Genomic DNA, 13,493 nt, shown 5'->3' with positions numbered 1-13,493 from the left:
TGGGGTTACCCATGTGAGAGTAAGTCATCGCCAGCTCATTATTCTAAACACCCCCTTCATTCGAAGGGGGTGTTTTTTTATATATATAAAAATTGAATTTGAAAATAATTAAATCCTTTTAACTTAAATAAGAAGCTCCATTCAGTTAATTTATGCCAAAAGATTGATGATTCTTGCAATTAAAAAAACAACAATAAATGTCAGTATGCCTATGAGGATTTAAATAATTTCAGGGACATAGTTGATGCAATACAATCCGATCTATTACACAGATGAACACTTTGCATTTGCCGATGCAGTAAAAAAATTTGTAGAAAAAGAAATTATTCCCTATGTAAATGAGTGGGACGAAGCTGAAACTTTTCCACGAGAACTCTACAAAAAAGCTGCAGAAGTTGGATTGATGGCATCAGGTTTTGATGAAAAATACGGGGGTATCCCTGATACAGATGCATTCTATACTTTATTGGGATGTGTGGAGTTGGCAAAGGCGGCATCAGGTGGGTTAATCGCTTCCTTACTTTCACATATGATCGGTGCACCGCCAATCAATAGCTTTGCAAGTGAAGATGTTAAAGCAGAGGTTTTGCCACAAATCTTATCAGGTGAGAAGATTTCGGCATTAGCAATAACAGAACCGGGAGGGGGGTCTGATGTTGCAGCACTTAAAACAAAAGCAGTAAAAGAAGGTGATTACTATGTAGTCAGTGGCGAAAAAACATTTATTACTTCTGGTATTCGTGCTGATTACTATACTGTTGCCGTTCGAACTGATCCTGAAGGAAAGGGACCCAATGGTATCTCAATGCTACTGATTGATGCTCATACGCCAGGTATTACAAAAACGAAGTTAGATAAAATGGGATGGTGGGCATCTGATACAGCTCATTTGCACTTCGATCAAGTTAAAGTGCCTGCAAAAAATTTGATTGGTCCTGAGAATATGGGCTTCTTTGTTATCATGAATAATTTCAATATGGAACGATTTTTCTTGGCTGCGAGTAGTTATGGTTATGCAAAAGTTTGTTATGAAGAAGCTTTAGATTGGGCTCAACAGCGACGTACTTTTGGTAAGCGTTTGGTTGATCACCAAGTGGTTCGTCATAAATTGGTAGATATGGCAACACGTTTACAAACGACTCGCGCTTTACTTGAAGATACGGCATATAAAATGGGTCGTCCTGAACTTCAGGGGAATGAAATGATTGCACAAATTTGTATGCTCAAAAACGTAGCAACGCAAACTATGCAATTCTGTGCTGATGCAGCCGTTCAAACACTAGGCGGCATGGGCTTTATGCGTGGCATGAAATCTGAACGTATATATCGCGAAGTTAAAGTGAATATGATAGGCGGTGGAGCTGAGGAAATTATGAAAGATTTGGCAAGTCGACAGCTGGGCTTCTAAAAGAAATAAAAAGGTGGCTAAAGCCACCTTTTTTAATTGATCAGATATAAAGTTAAGCATTCATTGCCATATCCCAGACGATATTGGTTAACTCATCAAGTGACATTTTCCCTTCTGGATTGTACCAAGTTACGGTCCAAGCGATTGACCCACCAATCAGTCTTCGCCAGATAAAAGGATCGTGCTTAATTTTGCCTTTGTCATGTAATACCTTGATGACACTCAGCCATATCTCTTCATAATCATTTCTTAATTTTAATAGTTTCTTCTGATTTTCCTCAGAAAGTGAAAACCATTCATAGACCAATACAGCCATAGCGGAACCTGTATCCCCAGAGATCGCATCGAGTTCAGCTTTAATCAGAGCCTTGAGTTGTTGCTCTGGATGGTCTGAAGTGGATATGGCACTTTCAAGGCAAGCGTGATTGTAAATGATGGTTTGTTCCATCACATGTGCCAAAATATCGTCTTTGGTTTTGAAATGATGAAATAAACTTCCAGATTGGATACCAATAAACTGAGCGAGTTCACGAACAGTGGTTTTGGCATAACCTTGTTTATGGAATAAATAAGCTGCCCCCAAAAGTAAACGACCACGTGGTGTATCGTCAAAGCAGGCTATTGGTTGAATTTGGTCAATAGAGGTCGCGATCATCTTGTTATTTTATCCTATTTTGTTTTCTAAACGCGTTGCTTCCATGCAAATTTTAGCGCAATAAGCAGATTTGCAAATAATAATAACATTTTGCACTTTACAAACCAAGCGCTTGCTTGGTAGATTAAGCTCAAATTCTAAACAGAATAATGAGATGGTTATGACAAATATTCAGGACGAACAAAAAATTGTAAAAATTGGCTGTGCTTCAGGTTTCTGGGGAGATACCAACACAGCTGCATTTCAATTGGTACACATGTCGGATATTAACTATTTAGTATTTGATTATCTTTCAGAAATCACCATGTCTATCATGGCAAAAGCCAAAATGAAAGATCCTTCTCATGGATATGCATTGGACTTTGTTAGTCGTGTTATGACACCGCTCATCAAAAAAATTGCGGACAAGAAAATCAAAGTTGTAAGTAATGCTGGCGGTGTAAATCCATTGGCATGCCGTGATGCACTTCAAGAAGTGATCAAAAATGCTGGTTTAGATTTGAAAGTTGCGGTGGTACTTGGTGATGATTTAATGGATCAGCACGTTGAACTTCAAAAACAAAATATAAAAGAAATGTTTAATGGTGAGGATCTTCCTCCACATGTCGCAAGTAGTAATGCTTATTTGGGTGCTGTAGGGATTCGTGATGCTCTGGATTTAGGTGCAGACATTGTGATCACAGGTCGAGTGGTGGATTCGGCTGTGGTGATTGGGCCTTTATTGCACGAATACAAATGGGATTTAAGCGATTACGATAAATTGGCACAAGCGGCGCTTGCAGGTCACGTGATTGAGTGTGGTGCACAGTGTACTGGAGGTAACTTCACAGATTGGCGTTTGGTTGAAGGCTTTGACAACATGGGCTTCCCAATTGTTGAAGTGAAAGCAGATTCATCATTTATCGTCACTAAACCAAATGGTACAGGTGGTTTAGTTTCTACAGGTACTGTGGGCGAGCAAATTGTGTATGAAATTGGTCATCCACAAGCTTATTTATTGCCTGATGTAACTGCTGACTTTAGCCAAGTAAAACTTGAGCAAGTAGGCGAGCACCGTGTATTGGTTACAGGTGCAAAAGGTAAAGCACCGACACAGCACTACAAGGTAAGCACGACCTATCCTGATGGTAACCGTGTTCTAGTGAGCTTCTTACTTGCAGGCCAAGATGCAGAAGAAAAAGCTTATGCCGTTTCTAATGCAATTTTAAATAAAGTTGAGCGTGTAATGGCGCTTCGTTCAATTCCACCATTTACTGAAAAATCTATTGAGATTTTAGGTACGGAAACAACCTATGGTGCAAACCGACGTGTGCAAAATCCACGTGAAGTTGTGGTGAAAATTGCAGTTAAACATATGTTTAAAGAAGCATGTATGTTCTTTGCTTCTGAAATTGCACAAGCTTCTACAGGTATGGCACCTGCATTAACAGGGATTGTGGGGGGGCGTCCAAAACCATCTCCAGTAATTAAATTATTCTCGTTCTTGGTAGAAAAATCGAAATTAAATATCGAAGTGGATATCAATGGCGAGCGTCATAAAGTTGATGTTCCGCATGGTGAAGCACCACAAGAAATCCCAACCATTCCAGCAGGTGAAGTGGCAACTTTAACAGGTAATGAAGTTGAAGTGCCTTTAGTACAAGTTGCACATGCACGTAGTGGTGATAAAGGTAACTACAGCAACATCGGTGTACTTGCACGTAAACCAGAATTTTTACCTTGGATTCGTGCATCTTTAACTGAAGCGAATGTTGCGGAATATATGAAGCATGTGTTTGAAGGTGGTAATGGTGGCGAAGTACGTCGCTATGAATTGCCGGGCTTAAATGCACTTAACTTCTTGTTAATTGATGCGCTTGGTGGTGGTGGTGTTGCGAGCTTACGTATTGATCCACAAGGCAAAGCATTTGCACAACAATTATTAGATATACCGGTAAAAGTTCCTGCAAATTTATTGTAAGCCAGCGTACGGGCATCATCTGATGCCCAAGCAAAATAAAAAAAACAATTGATTCATATATGGAAGTGTAAGTAATGGGTTATCAGTCGATATTTAGAAATGATGCATTTGCTGGCAAAGTCGTGATTGTCACAGGTGGTGGCTCGGGCATTGGTCGTTGTACGGCGCATGAGCTTGCATCACTTGGTGCGCAAGTGGTGATTACAGGTCGTAAGATCGAAAAAATTGAAAATGTGATTGCTGAAATCACTGAAGACGGTGGTCACGCACATGGCATCGTGTGTGATAACCGCGAAGAAGTACAAGTGAAAAACATGATTGCGGAGGTGATCGAAAAGTTCGGTCGCATCGATGGTTTAGTCAATAATGCAGGTGGTCAGTTCCCATCAACATTAGAAAGTATTTCTGCCAATGGTTTTGATGCTGTCATCCGTAATAACTTACATTCGACCTTCTATCTTATGCGTGAAGCCTATAACCAGTGGATGGCAAAAAATGGTGGAGCCATCGTCAATATGGCAGCAGATATGTGGGGCGGTATGCCGGGCATGGGTCATTCAGGTGCAGCACGTTCGGGTGTAGATAACTTGACTAAAACGGCTGCGGTGGAATGGGGTAAATCAGGTGTGCGTGTAAACTGCGTGGCACCGGGTTGGATTATCTCATCAGGGATGGATACTTATTCAGGCCCAGTGGCGGAATTTATTATCCCTAATCTTTCAAGCAATGTGCCTTTACAACGCATGGGAACAGAATCGGAAGTATCTTCAGCGATTGTGTATTTACTCTCTGAAGCGGCCAACTTTGTTTCAGGGATGACAGTACGTATTGATGGTGCTGCTTCACAAGGTACACGCGTATTCCCATTATCGACTGCGAATAATAGTGAGTCGTATAACGGCTTTCACCGTGCATTTATTCCAGAAGTATTAAAGAAAAAAGAAGACAAAAAGTAATTCAGATTACAAGGAGGAAACTGTATGGCGGTGATTCAGTCCGAAGTTGCAGTAGGAAGTGAAGTATTTGAACAGAATAAAGCCAAACTACTTGAGCAACTCGCAGAAATTCGTGCTATTCAACAAAGCGCATTAGATCGCTCATATAAAGCAAAGCCAAAGTTTGATAAAAAAGGTAAAATCTTACCGCATGAACGTGTACGTTTATTGTTAGATGCAGATTCTCCATTTGTAGAGTTATGTGGTCTTGTGGGTTACAAGATGCATGATGATAAAGATGGTTCAGAAGCAGGTGGTGGGATCATTGCAGGGATTGGTTTTGTAAACGGTACACGTGTGATGGTTGCTGCAAATAACAGCGCAATCAAGGGTGGTACGATTGCACCAATGGGCGTACACAAAAGCTTACGTCTACACCAAATTGCTTTAGAGCAAAAATTACCAATCATTACTTTGGCAGAAAGTGGTGGTGCAAACTTAAACTACGCAGCAGAAGTATTTACTGCGGGTGGTACAACATTTGCCAACCAAGCACGTTTATCTGCAAAAGGGATTCCACAAATCTCTGTAGTCCATGGTAACGCAACAGCAGGTGGAGCATACCAACCGGGTTTATCTGATTATGTAATTACGGTTCGTAAGCAAACTGAAATGTTGCTTGCAGGTCCACCATTATTATTGGCTGCAACAGGTGAAGTTGCGACTGCTGAAGAATTAGGTGGTGCAGAAATGCACGCACAAGTGGCAGGTACAGCAGAATACTTAGCAGAAAATGACGCTGATGGTATCCGTATCGCACGTGAAATCTTTAAGCATTTAAACTGGAAAGAACAAGTTAAACTTGAAACACAAGAATACAAAGAACCACGTTATTCAGCAGAAGAATTGTTAGGTATTATTCCATCTGATACCAAGCAGCCACTTGATATGAAAGAAATCATTGCACGTATTGTTGATGATTCTGATTTCTTCGAATTTAAAAATGAGTATGACTCACATACGGTATGTGGTTGGTCGCAAATTGGTGGTATGCACTTAGGCATCATTACTAATAATGGCCCGATTACGCCACAAGGTGCAGCAAAAGCAGCGCAGTTTATTCAATTATGTGAACAAACTAAACGCCCAATTTTATTCCTGCATAACACCACAGGCTTTATGGTAGGGACAGATGCAGAACAAAACGGCATCATTAAACATGGTTCTAAACTGATCCAAGCTGTTGCCAATTGTACAGTGCCGAAGATTTCGATCATTGCACATGGTTCATACGGTGCAGGTAACTATGCAATGTGTGGTCGTCCACTTGGCCCACAATTTATCTTCTCATGGCCGAACTCACGTGTTGCGGTAATGGGTGGTGCGCAAGCTGGTAAAGTTCTTCGTATTGTTGCGGAAGCGAAACAACGTGAATCTGGCATGGAGCCAAATGAGCAAATGTTGGACTTCTTAGAGCAATCAACAGCAATGAAATTAGAGTCACAATCTACAGCGCTATTTAATACTGCAATGTTGCATGATGATGGCATTATCGACCCACGTGATACACGTAAATTGCTGATTTTCTTATTGCAAACCATTAATGAATCACAAGCACGTGAATTGAATCCAACACGTTTTGGTGTACCAAGATTCTAACTTTTATTACCTCATCCTAACCCTCTCCTAAGAGGAGAGGAAATAGCTTTCTTAAATGAAGTGAGAAAGCTCCTCCCTTTTTCAAAGGAAGGTTGGGAGGGATTAAAGATTAAAAACAAATATTGAAATTAAAGGACATAAAAAATGAAATTTACTGAAGAGCATGAAGCGCTACGCCGTACAACACGTCAATTTGTAGAAAACGAAATTAACCCATATACAGCAGAATGGGAAAAAGCAGGTCGTTTCCCAATCCACGAAGTATTCAAAAAAATGGGTGATTTGGGTTTATTGGGTATCTGTAAACCTGAAGAAAACGGTGGTTTAGCATTAGATTATTCTTATAACCTTGTTGTTGCAGAAGAATTAGGTCGCATCAATGTCGGTGGTGTTGCACTTGCGATGGGTGTACAAACGGATATGGCAACACCTGCAATTGCACGTTTTGGTTCTAAAGAATTACGTGATGAGTTTTTAACGCCAGCAGTTGCAGGTGAAAAAGTTGCAGCGATTGCGGTATCTGAGGTTCAAGCAGGTTCTGACGTTGCAGCACTAAAAACCACAGCAACTAAAGATGGTGATGACTACATCATCAATGGTCATAAAATGTGGATCACAAACTCTCTACAAGCAGACTTCTTCTGTTTGTTAGCGAATACATCTGATGGTAAACCACACTTTAACAAGTCAATGATTGTGGTTCCTGCGAATACACCGGGTATTACATTCTCTGAGCCATTAGACAAATTAGGTATGCGCTCAAGTACCACTGCACAGGTGTTCTTTGACAACGTACGTGTTCCACAGCGTAACTTAGTGGGTCAAGAAGGCATGGGCTTTATGATGCAAATGCTTCAGTTCCAAGAAGAGCGTATGTGGGGTGCAGCTAATGCAATGGGTGGTATGTTGCAATGTATCGAAAAAACAATTCAGTACACTAAAGAGCGTACGACATTTGGTCAGCCGTTAATTGATAACCAATATATCCATTTCCGTTTTGCTGAGTTAATGACTGAGATTGAAGCGCTGAAAGCATTAACCTATCGTGCTTGCCAATTGCATATCGAAGGTGAAAACGTAACGCAAATGGCATCTATGGCAAAACTGAAAGCGGGTCGTTTAACGCGTGAAGTTGCAGATAGCTGCTTACAGTTCTGGGGTGGTAATGGCTTTATGGCTGATAACCCAGCTGCCCAATTCTACCGTGATGGTCGTTTAGTATCGATCGGTGGTGGTGCAGACGAAATCATGCTTGGGATTATCTGTAAGATGATGGACATCCTTCCTGGTAAGAAAAAATAAGCAGGAGATCTGATATGACATTATCAAGTTCAATTGCCAATTTAGAGGTTGATGGCAGCATCATCCTAGAGCAAGACGGTGGCATTTTAACGTTATGGTTAAACCATCCTGAAAGCCGTAATGCCATGAGCCTAAAAATGGTGGAATCGATTCAGGCTGTATTTACAGCAATTAAAGATGATGTGTCTGTACGTGCTGTAATTTTGCGTGGTAAAGGTGGTCATTTCTGTGCTGGTGGAAACATCAAAGATATGGCAGGTATCCGTGCTAAAGCCATGGAAGTGGGTAATAACACACCTTATACCAATTTTAACCGTACCTTTGGTGCAATGATTGAGCAAGTGGATCAAGCACCACAAACCGTAGTTGCTGTACTTGAAGGTGCGGTACTTGGCGGTGGTTTTGGTTTGGCATGTGTCTCTGATGTAGCCATCGCTCATGCAGAAGCACAATTTGGTTTACCTGAAACTGGTCTAGGGATTTTACCGGCACAAATCGCACCGTTTGTGGTGACACGTGTTGGCTTAACTCAAGCACGTCGTTTGGCACTTTTAGGTATGCGTTTTAAAGGTCAAACCGCATTAGAGGTGGGGATTGTGCATCAAGTAGTTGCAGATGAAGTTGAACTTGCATCGGCACTTGAAGAAACCATTACCCAAATTAAACGCTGTGCGCCATTGGCATCTCGTGCAACCAAAGCATTATTACATCGTACCACCAAAGAAGAATTGGGACCGTTATTAGATGATGCAGCACGCCAATTCGCAGAAGCAGTTGCAAGTGCAGAAGGCATGGAAGGTACTATGGCGTTTATCCAAAAACGTCAGCCAAGCTGGGCAGAATAAACCACATTCCAACGCCTGTATGAATGTGAATTAAAAAGGATACGCTCCCCGAAATTAAAGGGGAGCCTAAAGAATATTGGTGGAACTATGGCGTTTACAAAAGTATTAGTTGCAAACCGTGGTGAAATTGCTGCTCGTGTGATGCGTACAGCAAAAGCCTTAGGTTACGAAACCGTTGCTGTGTATTCTGATGCCGACAAAAATGCGCGTCATGTACAAGTAGCAGATGAGGCGGTTTATATTGGCCCTTCAAAAGTATCAGAATCTTATTTATCGATTCCAAATATTATCGAAGCGTGTAAGAAAACGGGCGCAGATGCTGTGCATCCGGGTTATGGTTTCTTATCAGAAAATACTGACTTTGCCGCAGCATGTGCAGAAAACGGCATTACCTTTATCGGTCCGCCAGCAGGTGCGATTGAGCTCATGGGTAGTAAGCGTTTGTCTAAAATCGCCATGATTGAAGCAGGCGTACCATGTGTACCGGGTTATGAAGGCGACCAACAAGACATCGACTTTTTAGCAGATCAAGCGAAAAAAGTAGGTTTCCCATTGATGGTGAAAGCATCAGCAGGTGGTGGTGGACGTGGTATGCGTCTTGTACATCAAGAAGCTGATTTGCTTGAAGCGTTAAAAACTGCCCGTTCTGAAGCAGAAAATGCGTTCGGTTCGGGTGAGCTGATTATCGAGAAAGCAGTGATTGCGCCTCGCCATGTAGAAATCCAAGTCTTTGGTGATACACATGGCAACTACGTGTATTTATTTGAACGTGATTGCTCGATTCAACGTCGTCACCAAAAAGTGGTTGAAGAAGCACCATGTCCAGTATTGACACAAGAAACACGTCAAGCCATGGGTGATGCCGCAGTTGCCGCAGCCAAAGCTTGTAACTATGTGGGTGCAGGTACGGTTGAATTCTTACTAGATCAATCAGGTGAATTCTATTTCTTAGAGATGAATACGCGTCTACAAGTTGAGCATCCTGTAACAGAAATGATCACAGGTCTTGATCTTGTTGAATGGCAACTTCGTGTCGCAAACGGTGAAACTTTACCGCTTAAACAAGAAGAATTGACCATGAATGGTCATGCGATTGAAGTGCGTTTATATGCAGAAGATCCACGCCAAGACTTCTTACCACAAACAGGTAAAATCTTGCGTTGGCAACCTGCAGATTTAGAAGGCGTACGTATCGACCACGGCATGATGCCAACTGATGAAGTTAGCCCATTCTACGATCCAATGGTGGCTAAAATCATCGTACATGGTAAAACTCGTACTGATGCGATCCGTTTACTTGCTCGTGCCGTAAATGATTCTGTACTGTTAGGTGTAAACAGTAATAAGGAGTTTTTAGTTAACTTATTACGTCATCCACTTGTGGTGGAAGGTGATGTGAACACTGGTTTTATTCAACAGCATTTCCAAAGTGATGTGAGTTTGAATAAGCAGAGTCTAAATTTAGAAAGCTTAGCATTGGTTGCAGCGTTGTTGACAAATGCATCTGCGCAAACAGATTGGAACACAGGAGTTTCTTCAGCATTACCACTGAAACTTCGATATGATGATCAAAAGTTAGATCTCATTGTGCATCGTGATGGTCGTTCAGTGAGTGTTGAAACCTGTGGTGAAAGCCAGTCGATTGAGGTTGTAGCGCAAAATACACAGCAATTGATTTATAGCATTAATGGAATTCGACGTCGAATCGACTATGTTCTTGATGGTAATTTTGTTTATTTAGATCGCGCGAATGGCAACGTCATGGTGGAAAATATTACCTATTTACCACCTGAGACTGCCGATGTGGCAGGGGATGGTAAAATTCGTGCCCCAATGGATGGTGCAATTATAAATGTCATTGCTCAACCTGGAGAGCGTGTAACTAAAGGGCAAACATTATTGATTCTTGAAGCGATGAAAATCCAACAGCAAATTAAGTCAGATGTCGACGGTGTTGTGGGTGAAATCGTAGGACAAGTTGGTCAGCAAGTGAAAAAACGTCAAATCTTGATGAATATTGAGGTTGATGCTGAATAAGCAATAAAAAAAGCCATCTAACGATGGCTTTTTTTATGACCAGATTTATGCAAATACTGTTTGTACTGCACAGTAAAGCACCCAAAGAATTGCAATCGCAACTACAGGTTCTAAAACTTTTGCCCAAGTTGGTGTAGCTACTACTTCTGGCTCAGCAACATCGTGGTGATCATGTTGAACTTGATTGACCATGTCATGAAACTCCTTCATCGTTTGGTCTAATGATATCTCTTCTTGAATGACAGGTTGAGAACCAATCAACTCATTTAGGTTATTTGTTAGCCAAACCCAATCTTTTGCTTTACCAGAGAGATGTTCAACTTGACCCTGAAGTAATTCATTCATGCCTTGTAGTTGATAATGACCTGTTACATCAAGTTGTTTAAGTTCATTAAGCTGTAAGGTCAAAATCTCTGATGTCGCGGTTTCAAGTTCTTGATGAGACAGCGTAGACTGATTATGTTGAGATGTCGTCAAATGCCGTGCGACTTCTTGAATATAAAGTTGGTCAGCGGCATGAACTTCTTGGTATATTTTTTTTTCGTCTTTACGCCATAGGCTGATGAGTTTACCTAAAGCTAAGATATTTAATTCATTGAAATATTCATGCCGTTGTTCAGCTGGATACTGTTTCAACAACTGAGGCTTTTGAATTTTGGTCTGCTCAACAAAATATTGTACTAAATCAAAAGCCATTCAACTCTCCTGTAAGTTTTTAATCCAAAATTCTTAAACTTGGTTTTTTCTTTGGTGCTTCATTTTCTTGATTTTGTTGCTGTTTAGATTCTATCGGATTTTCATCCGTTTGTGCATTGGCATATTCATCAGGATCAAAGAATAATCCTTGACCATTTTCTTTTGCATATAACCCGAGTACAGCATTGATTGGCACATAAATATCTTTGGAAACACCACCAAAACGTGCAGAAAAGGTAATCGCTTCATTGCTCATGTGTAGTTGATGCACAGCATGTGGCACGATATTTAAAACAATCTGACCGTCTTGAACGAACTGTGTAGGTACATCGGTATAAGGCTGTGTGGCATCTACCAGTAGATATGGGGTGAGATTGTTATCGCAAATCCATTCATAAATCGCACGTGCTAAATACGGGCGAGTTGGACTTAATTTGATTTCTTGATCAGACATGTGACTCACTCTTTTGCTTTTTTAAGCGGATTTTAATTCAGGACTATAACGATTTTTTTCCTGAACCGTCATGGACTTAATGAAGGCTGGACGACTGAAAACACGCTGGCAATATAAATAAAACGGGCGGCATTGTTGCTTTGGAAGCTCAATCCCCATCGTTCTTAACCGTATAAAAATCGGTGCCAACATGCAATCTAAAATTGTAAATTGTTCAGACATGAAATAAGGATAGTGCTGAAACAAAGGTGTCAGCGAGATAAGCGTATCTTTTAACTTTTTTTGAGCTGCCTTTTGTGCGTCAACATCAAGTGTGTCTGGGTGGCGCAACATATCATCTGCAAGTTTTAACCAGTCATTTTCAAAACGCCATATATATTGGCGTTGTTCTGCACGTGGAGCAGGAGCATCTGCATATAACTTATTCTGACGATAGCGATCATCTAAATATTCAGAAATGATGGATGTATTGAAAAGTTTTAACTCATTTTCAATCATCATCGGGAGTCGATTGTATGGATTTAAACTCGCAAGATCCTCGTTGTCTTCGTCGACAATAAATAAATTATGTTTAATTTGTTTTTCTGCCAGTAAGAAGCGAATCCAATGCGATCGAAAGTCATCTGCATGACTATAAACGGTGATGCCTTGTAAGGGGGTGGTTTCGACTGACATATTCCAATCAAAGTATTAATGAATAGATAAGGATACTAAAAATGCACGCTAAAATCATCGTTTAATGAGCGATGCCTATCAAAACACTTGGATTTTATATTGAATCGTATTTATGTCTGTAACGTGGTTTTTTAAATTTCTATCCTTGTATTGTTGAAATTTAATCTTTAGCTTTTTATCCAAAGCGATATAAAAAGCCGATCTTTAAATCGGCCTTGTGCACTAATGTATGATTCCACTCCACCATTGACGGACGTCGCGATTGTTAGTTAATGCACTTGTGTCGCCAGGTCTAAGTTTATAGCCACACTTGTAAACCATTGAGAATTTTTGACCTAAAGATCGATGTACCAGACTGTTATTTTGTACAGGATATCCATCTGAGCATCCAACTAACTCTAATGCTTTATTTATGTTTTCATATGAAGACATTAATCTTTGTATGGGTCCATCACAAACATGCTTACCCGTATTGGATTGCCAACACACGGCTAAAGCATCTATCGATTGTGAGTTATTTGCTTGTGCAATATTGGATGTACCTAATATTGTAGCGGCTACGGCGAATGATAAACATATTTCCCTATTTAACATTTTTATCCCTTTAATTTAAAAAACTGCATGAAAGTATTTTTTAATAAAGTTGTAAAAAGTTAACAATCCTCAAATTGGGATAGATGATTAAGCATATATTTGTTTAAGTCAGTCAAAATAGAGCAATAAAAACTAGTGTCTTTTTATTGATATCAGCGTTTAATATTCATTTTAAAGTATCGTGTACGACTGATTTTCATGAGTAAGGGAAAATATAAAGATGAAAAAAAAACCTTGGCATAAGCCAAGGTTTTTTTGTCCGAATTCGGAAAA

The 13,493-nt window shown here is 40.4% G+C and carries 12 protein-coding genes; 7 read left to right on the top strand and 5 right to left on the bottom strand.

Annotation, left to right across the window (positions count from 1 at the left end; translation table 11 throughout):
• The first annotated feature begins 244 nt into the window (after window positions 1–244).
• Window positions 245–1,408: an acyl-CoA dehydrogenase family protein gene (locus tag AC1M9F_RS13625; RefSeq protein ID WP_481598034.1), complete on the top strand. Its 1,164-nt coding sequence runs from the start codon at window positions 245–247 to the stop codon at window positions 1,406–1,408.
• A gap of 52 nt (window positions 1,409–1,460) precedes the next feature.
• Here the strand turns inward: AC1M9F_RS13625 and AC1M9F_RS13620 are convergent, their stop codons facing one another.
• Complete coding sequence (locus tag AC1M9F_RS13620) at window positions 1,461–2,063, bottom strand: TetR/AcrR family transcriptional regulator (protein WP_481593999.1); 603 nt, start codon at window positions 2,061–2,063, stop codon at window positions 1,461–1,463.
• A gap of 154 nt (window positions 2,064–2,217) precedes the next feature.
• On the opposite strand from AC1M9F_RS13620, the gene AC1M9F_RS13615 reads away from it, so the two are divergent.
• From AC1M9F_RS13615 to AC1M9F_RS13590, 6 genes are all read left to right on the top strand, one after another.
• Complete coding sequence (locus tag AC1M9F_RS13615) at window positions 2,218–4,023, top strand: acyclic terpene utilization AtuA family protein (protein WP_481598033.1); 1,806 nt, start codon at window positions 2,218–2,220, stop codon at window positions 4,021–4,023.
• Window positions 4,024–4,097: 74 nt separating this feature from the next.
• Entirely contained in the window at window positions 4,098–4,979 is an 882-nt protein-coding gene (locus AC1M9F_RS13610) for an SDR family oxidoreductase (protein ID WP_481598032.1), read from the top strand.
• Between the two features lie 24 nt (window positions 4,980–5,003).
• The gene (locus AC1M9F_RS13605; protein WP_481598031.1) at window positions 5,004–6,617 is read left to right on the top strand and encodes an acyl-CoA carboxylase subunit beta; all 1,614 of its coding nucleotides are present in this window, start codon (window positions 5,004–5,006) and stop codon (window positions 6,615–6,617) included.
• A 144-nt stretch (window positions 6,618–6,761) separates the two neighbouring features.
• Window positions 6,762–7,919, top strand: a complete 1,158-nt coding sequence (locus tag AC1M9F_RS13600; RefSeq protein ID WP_481598030.1) for an acyl-CoA dehydrogenase family protein — start codon at window positions 6,762–6,764, stop codon at window positions 7,917–7,919.
• A gap of 14 nt (window positions 7,920–7,933) precedes the next feature.
• Complete coding sequence (locus tag AC1M9F_RS13595; RefSeq protein ID WP_481598029.1) at window positions 7,934–8,764, top strand: enoyl-CoA hydratase/isomerase family protein; 831 nt, start codon at window positions 7,934–7,936, stop codon at window positions 8,762–8,764.
• Window positions 8,765–8,851: 87 nt separating this feature from the next.
• Window positions 8,852–10,801 carry an acetyl/propionyl/methylcrotonyl-CoA carboxylase subunit alpha gene (locus AC1M9F_RS13590; protein ID WP_481598028.1) on the top strand — a complete coding sequence of 650 codons (1,950 nt, stop codon included), beginning with the start codon at window positions 8,852–8,854 and terminating at the stop codon, window positions 10,799–10,801.
• Between the two features lie 45 nt (window positions 10,802–10,846).
• Here AC1M9F_RS13590 and AC1M9F_RS13585 read toward each other — a convergent pair whose 3' ends face one another.
• The 4 genes from AC1M9F_RS13585 to AC1M9F_RS13570 all read right to left on the bottom strand — a co-directional run bounded on the left by AC1M9F_RS13585 (window position 10,847) and on the right by AC1M9F_RS13570 (window position 13,220).
• Window positions 10,847–11,497 (bottom strand): hypothetical protein, encoded by a 651-nt coding sequence (locus AC1M9F_RS13585; RefSeq protein WP_481598027.1) that lies wholly within the window; start codon window positions 11,495–11,497, stop codon window positions 10,847–10,849.
• Window positions 11,498–11,516: 19 nt separating this feature from the next.
• A complete protein-coding gene (locus AC1M9F_RS13580) occupies window positions 11,517–11,951 on the bottom strand; it encodes a ClpXP protease specificity-enhancing factor (RefSeq protein WP_035269488.1) in 435 nt (144 codons plus the stop codon).
• Between the two features lie 21 nt (window positions 11,952–11,972).
• Entirely contained in the window at window positions 11,973–12,626 is a 654-nt protein-coding gene (locus AC1M9F_RS13575) for a glutathione S-transferase N-terminal domain-containing protein (RefSeq protein WP_035269487.1), read from the bottom strand.
• 222 nt (window positions 12,627–12,848) lie between these two features.
• Window positions 12,849–13,220 (bottom strand): hypothetical protein, encoded by a 372-nt coding sequence (locus AC1M9F_RS13570; protein ID WP_092768494.1) that lies wholly within the window; start codon window positions 13,218–13,220, stop codon window positions 12,849–12,851.
• Between the last annotated feature and the right edge of the window lie 273 nt (window positions 13,221–13,493).

The organism is Acinetobacter sp. ANC_7504 (assembly GCF_056779995.1).
The sequence above is the reverse complement of the archived record's forward strand: the minus strand, read 5'-3'. Positions and strand labels throughout refer to the sequence as shown.

Bases quoted from the DNA above. Each gene is read 5' to 3' on its own strand.
- AC1M9F_RS13625 (WP_481598034.1), top strand. From the start codon at position 245: ATGCAATACAATCCGATCTATTACACAGATGAACACTTTGCATTTGCC.
- AC1M9F_RS13620 (WP_481593999.1), bottom strand. From the start codon at position 2,063: ATGATCGCGACCTCTATTGACCAAATTCAACCAATAGCCTGCTTTGAC.
- AC1M9F_RS13615 (WP_481598033.1), top strand. From the start codon at position 2,218: ATGGTTATGACAAATATTCAGGACGAACAAAAAATTGTAAAAATTGGC.
- AC1M9F_RS13610 (WP_481598032.1), top strand. From the start codon at position 4,098: ATGGGTTATCAGTCGATATTTAGAAATGATGCATTTGCTGGCAAAGTC.
- AC1M9F_RS13605 (WP_481598031.1), top strand. From the start codon at position 5,004: ATGGCGGTGATTCAGTCCGAAGTTGCAGTAGGAAGTGAAGTATTTGAA.
- AC1M9F_RS13600 (WP_481598030.1), top strand. From the start codon at position 6,762: ATGAAATTTACTGAAGAGCATGAAGCGCTACGCCGTACAACACGTCAA.
- AC1M9F_RS13595 (WP_481598029.1), top strand. From the start codon at position 7,934: ATGACATTATCAAGTTCAATTGCCAATTTAGAGGTTGATGGCAGCATC.
- AC1M9F_RS13590 (WP_481598028.1), top strand. From the start codon at position 8,852: ATGGCGTTTACAAAAGTATTAGTTGCAAACCGTGGTGAAATTGCTGCT.
- AC1M9F_RS13585 (WP_481598027.1), bottom strand. From the start codon at position 11,497: ATGGCTTTTGATTTAGTACAATATTTTGTTGAGCAGACCAAAATTCAA.
- AC1M9F_RS13580 (WP_035269488.1), bottom strand. From the start codon at position 11,951: ATGTCTGATCAAGAAATCAAATTAAGTCCAACTCGCCCGTATTTAGCA.
- AC1M9F_RS13575 (WP_035269487.1), bottom strand. From the start codon at position 12,626: ATGTCAGTCGAAACCACCCCCTTACAAGGCATCACCGTTTATAGTCAT.
- AC1M9F_RS13570 (WP_092768494.1), bottom strand. From the start codon at position 13,220: ATGTTAAATAGGGAAATATGTTTATCATTCGCCGTAGCCGCTACAATA.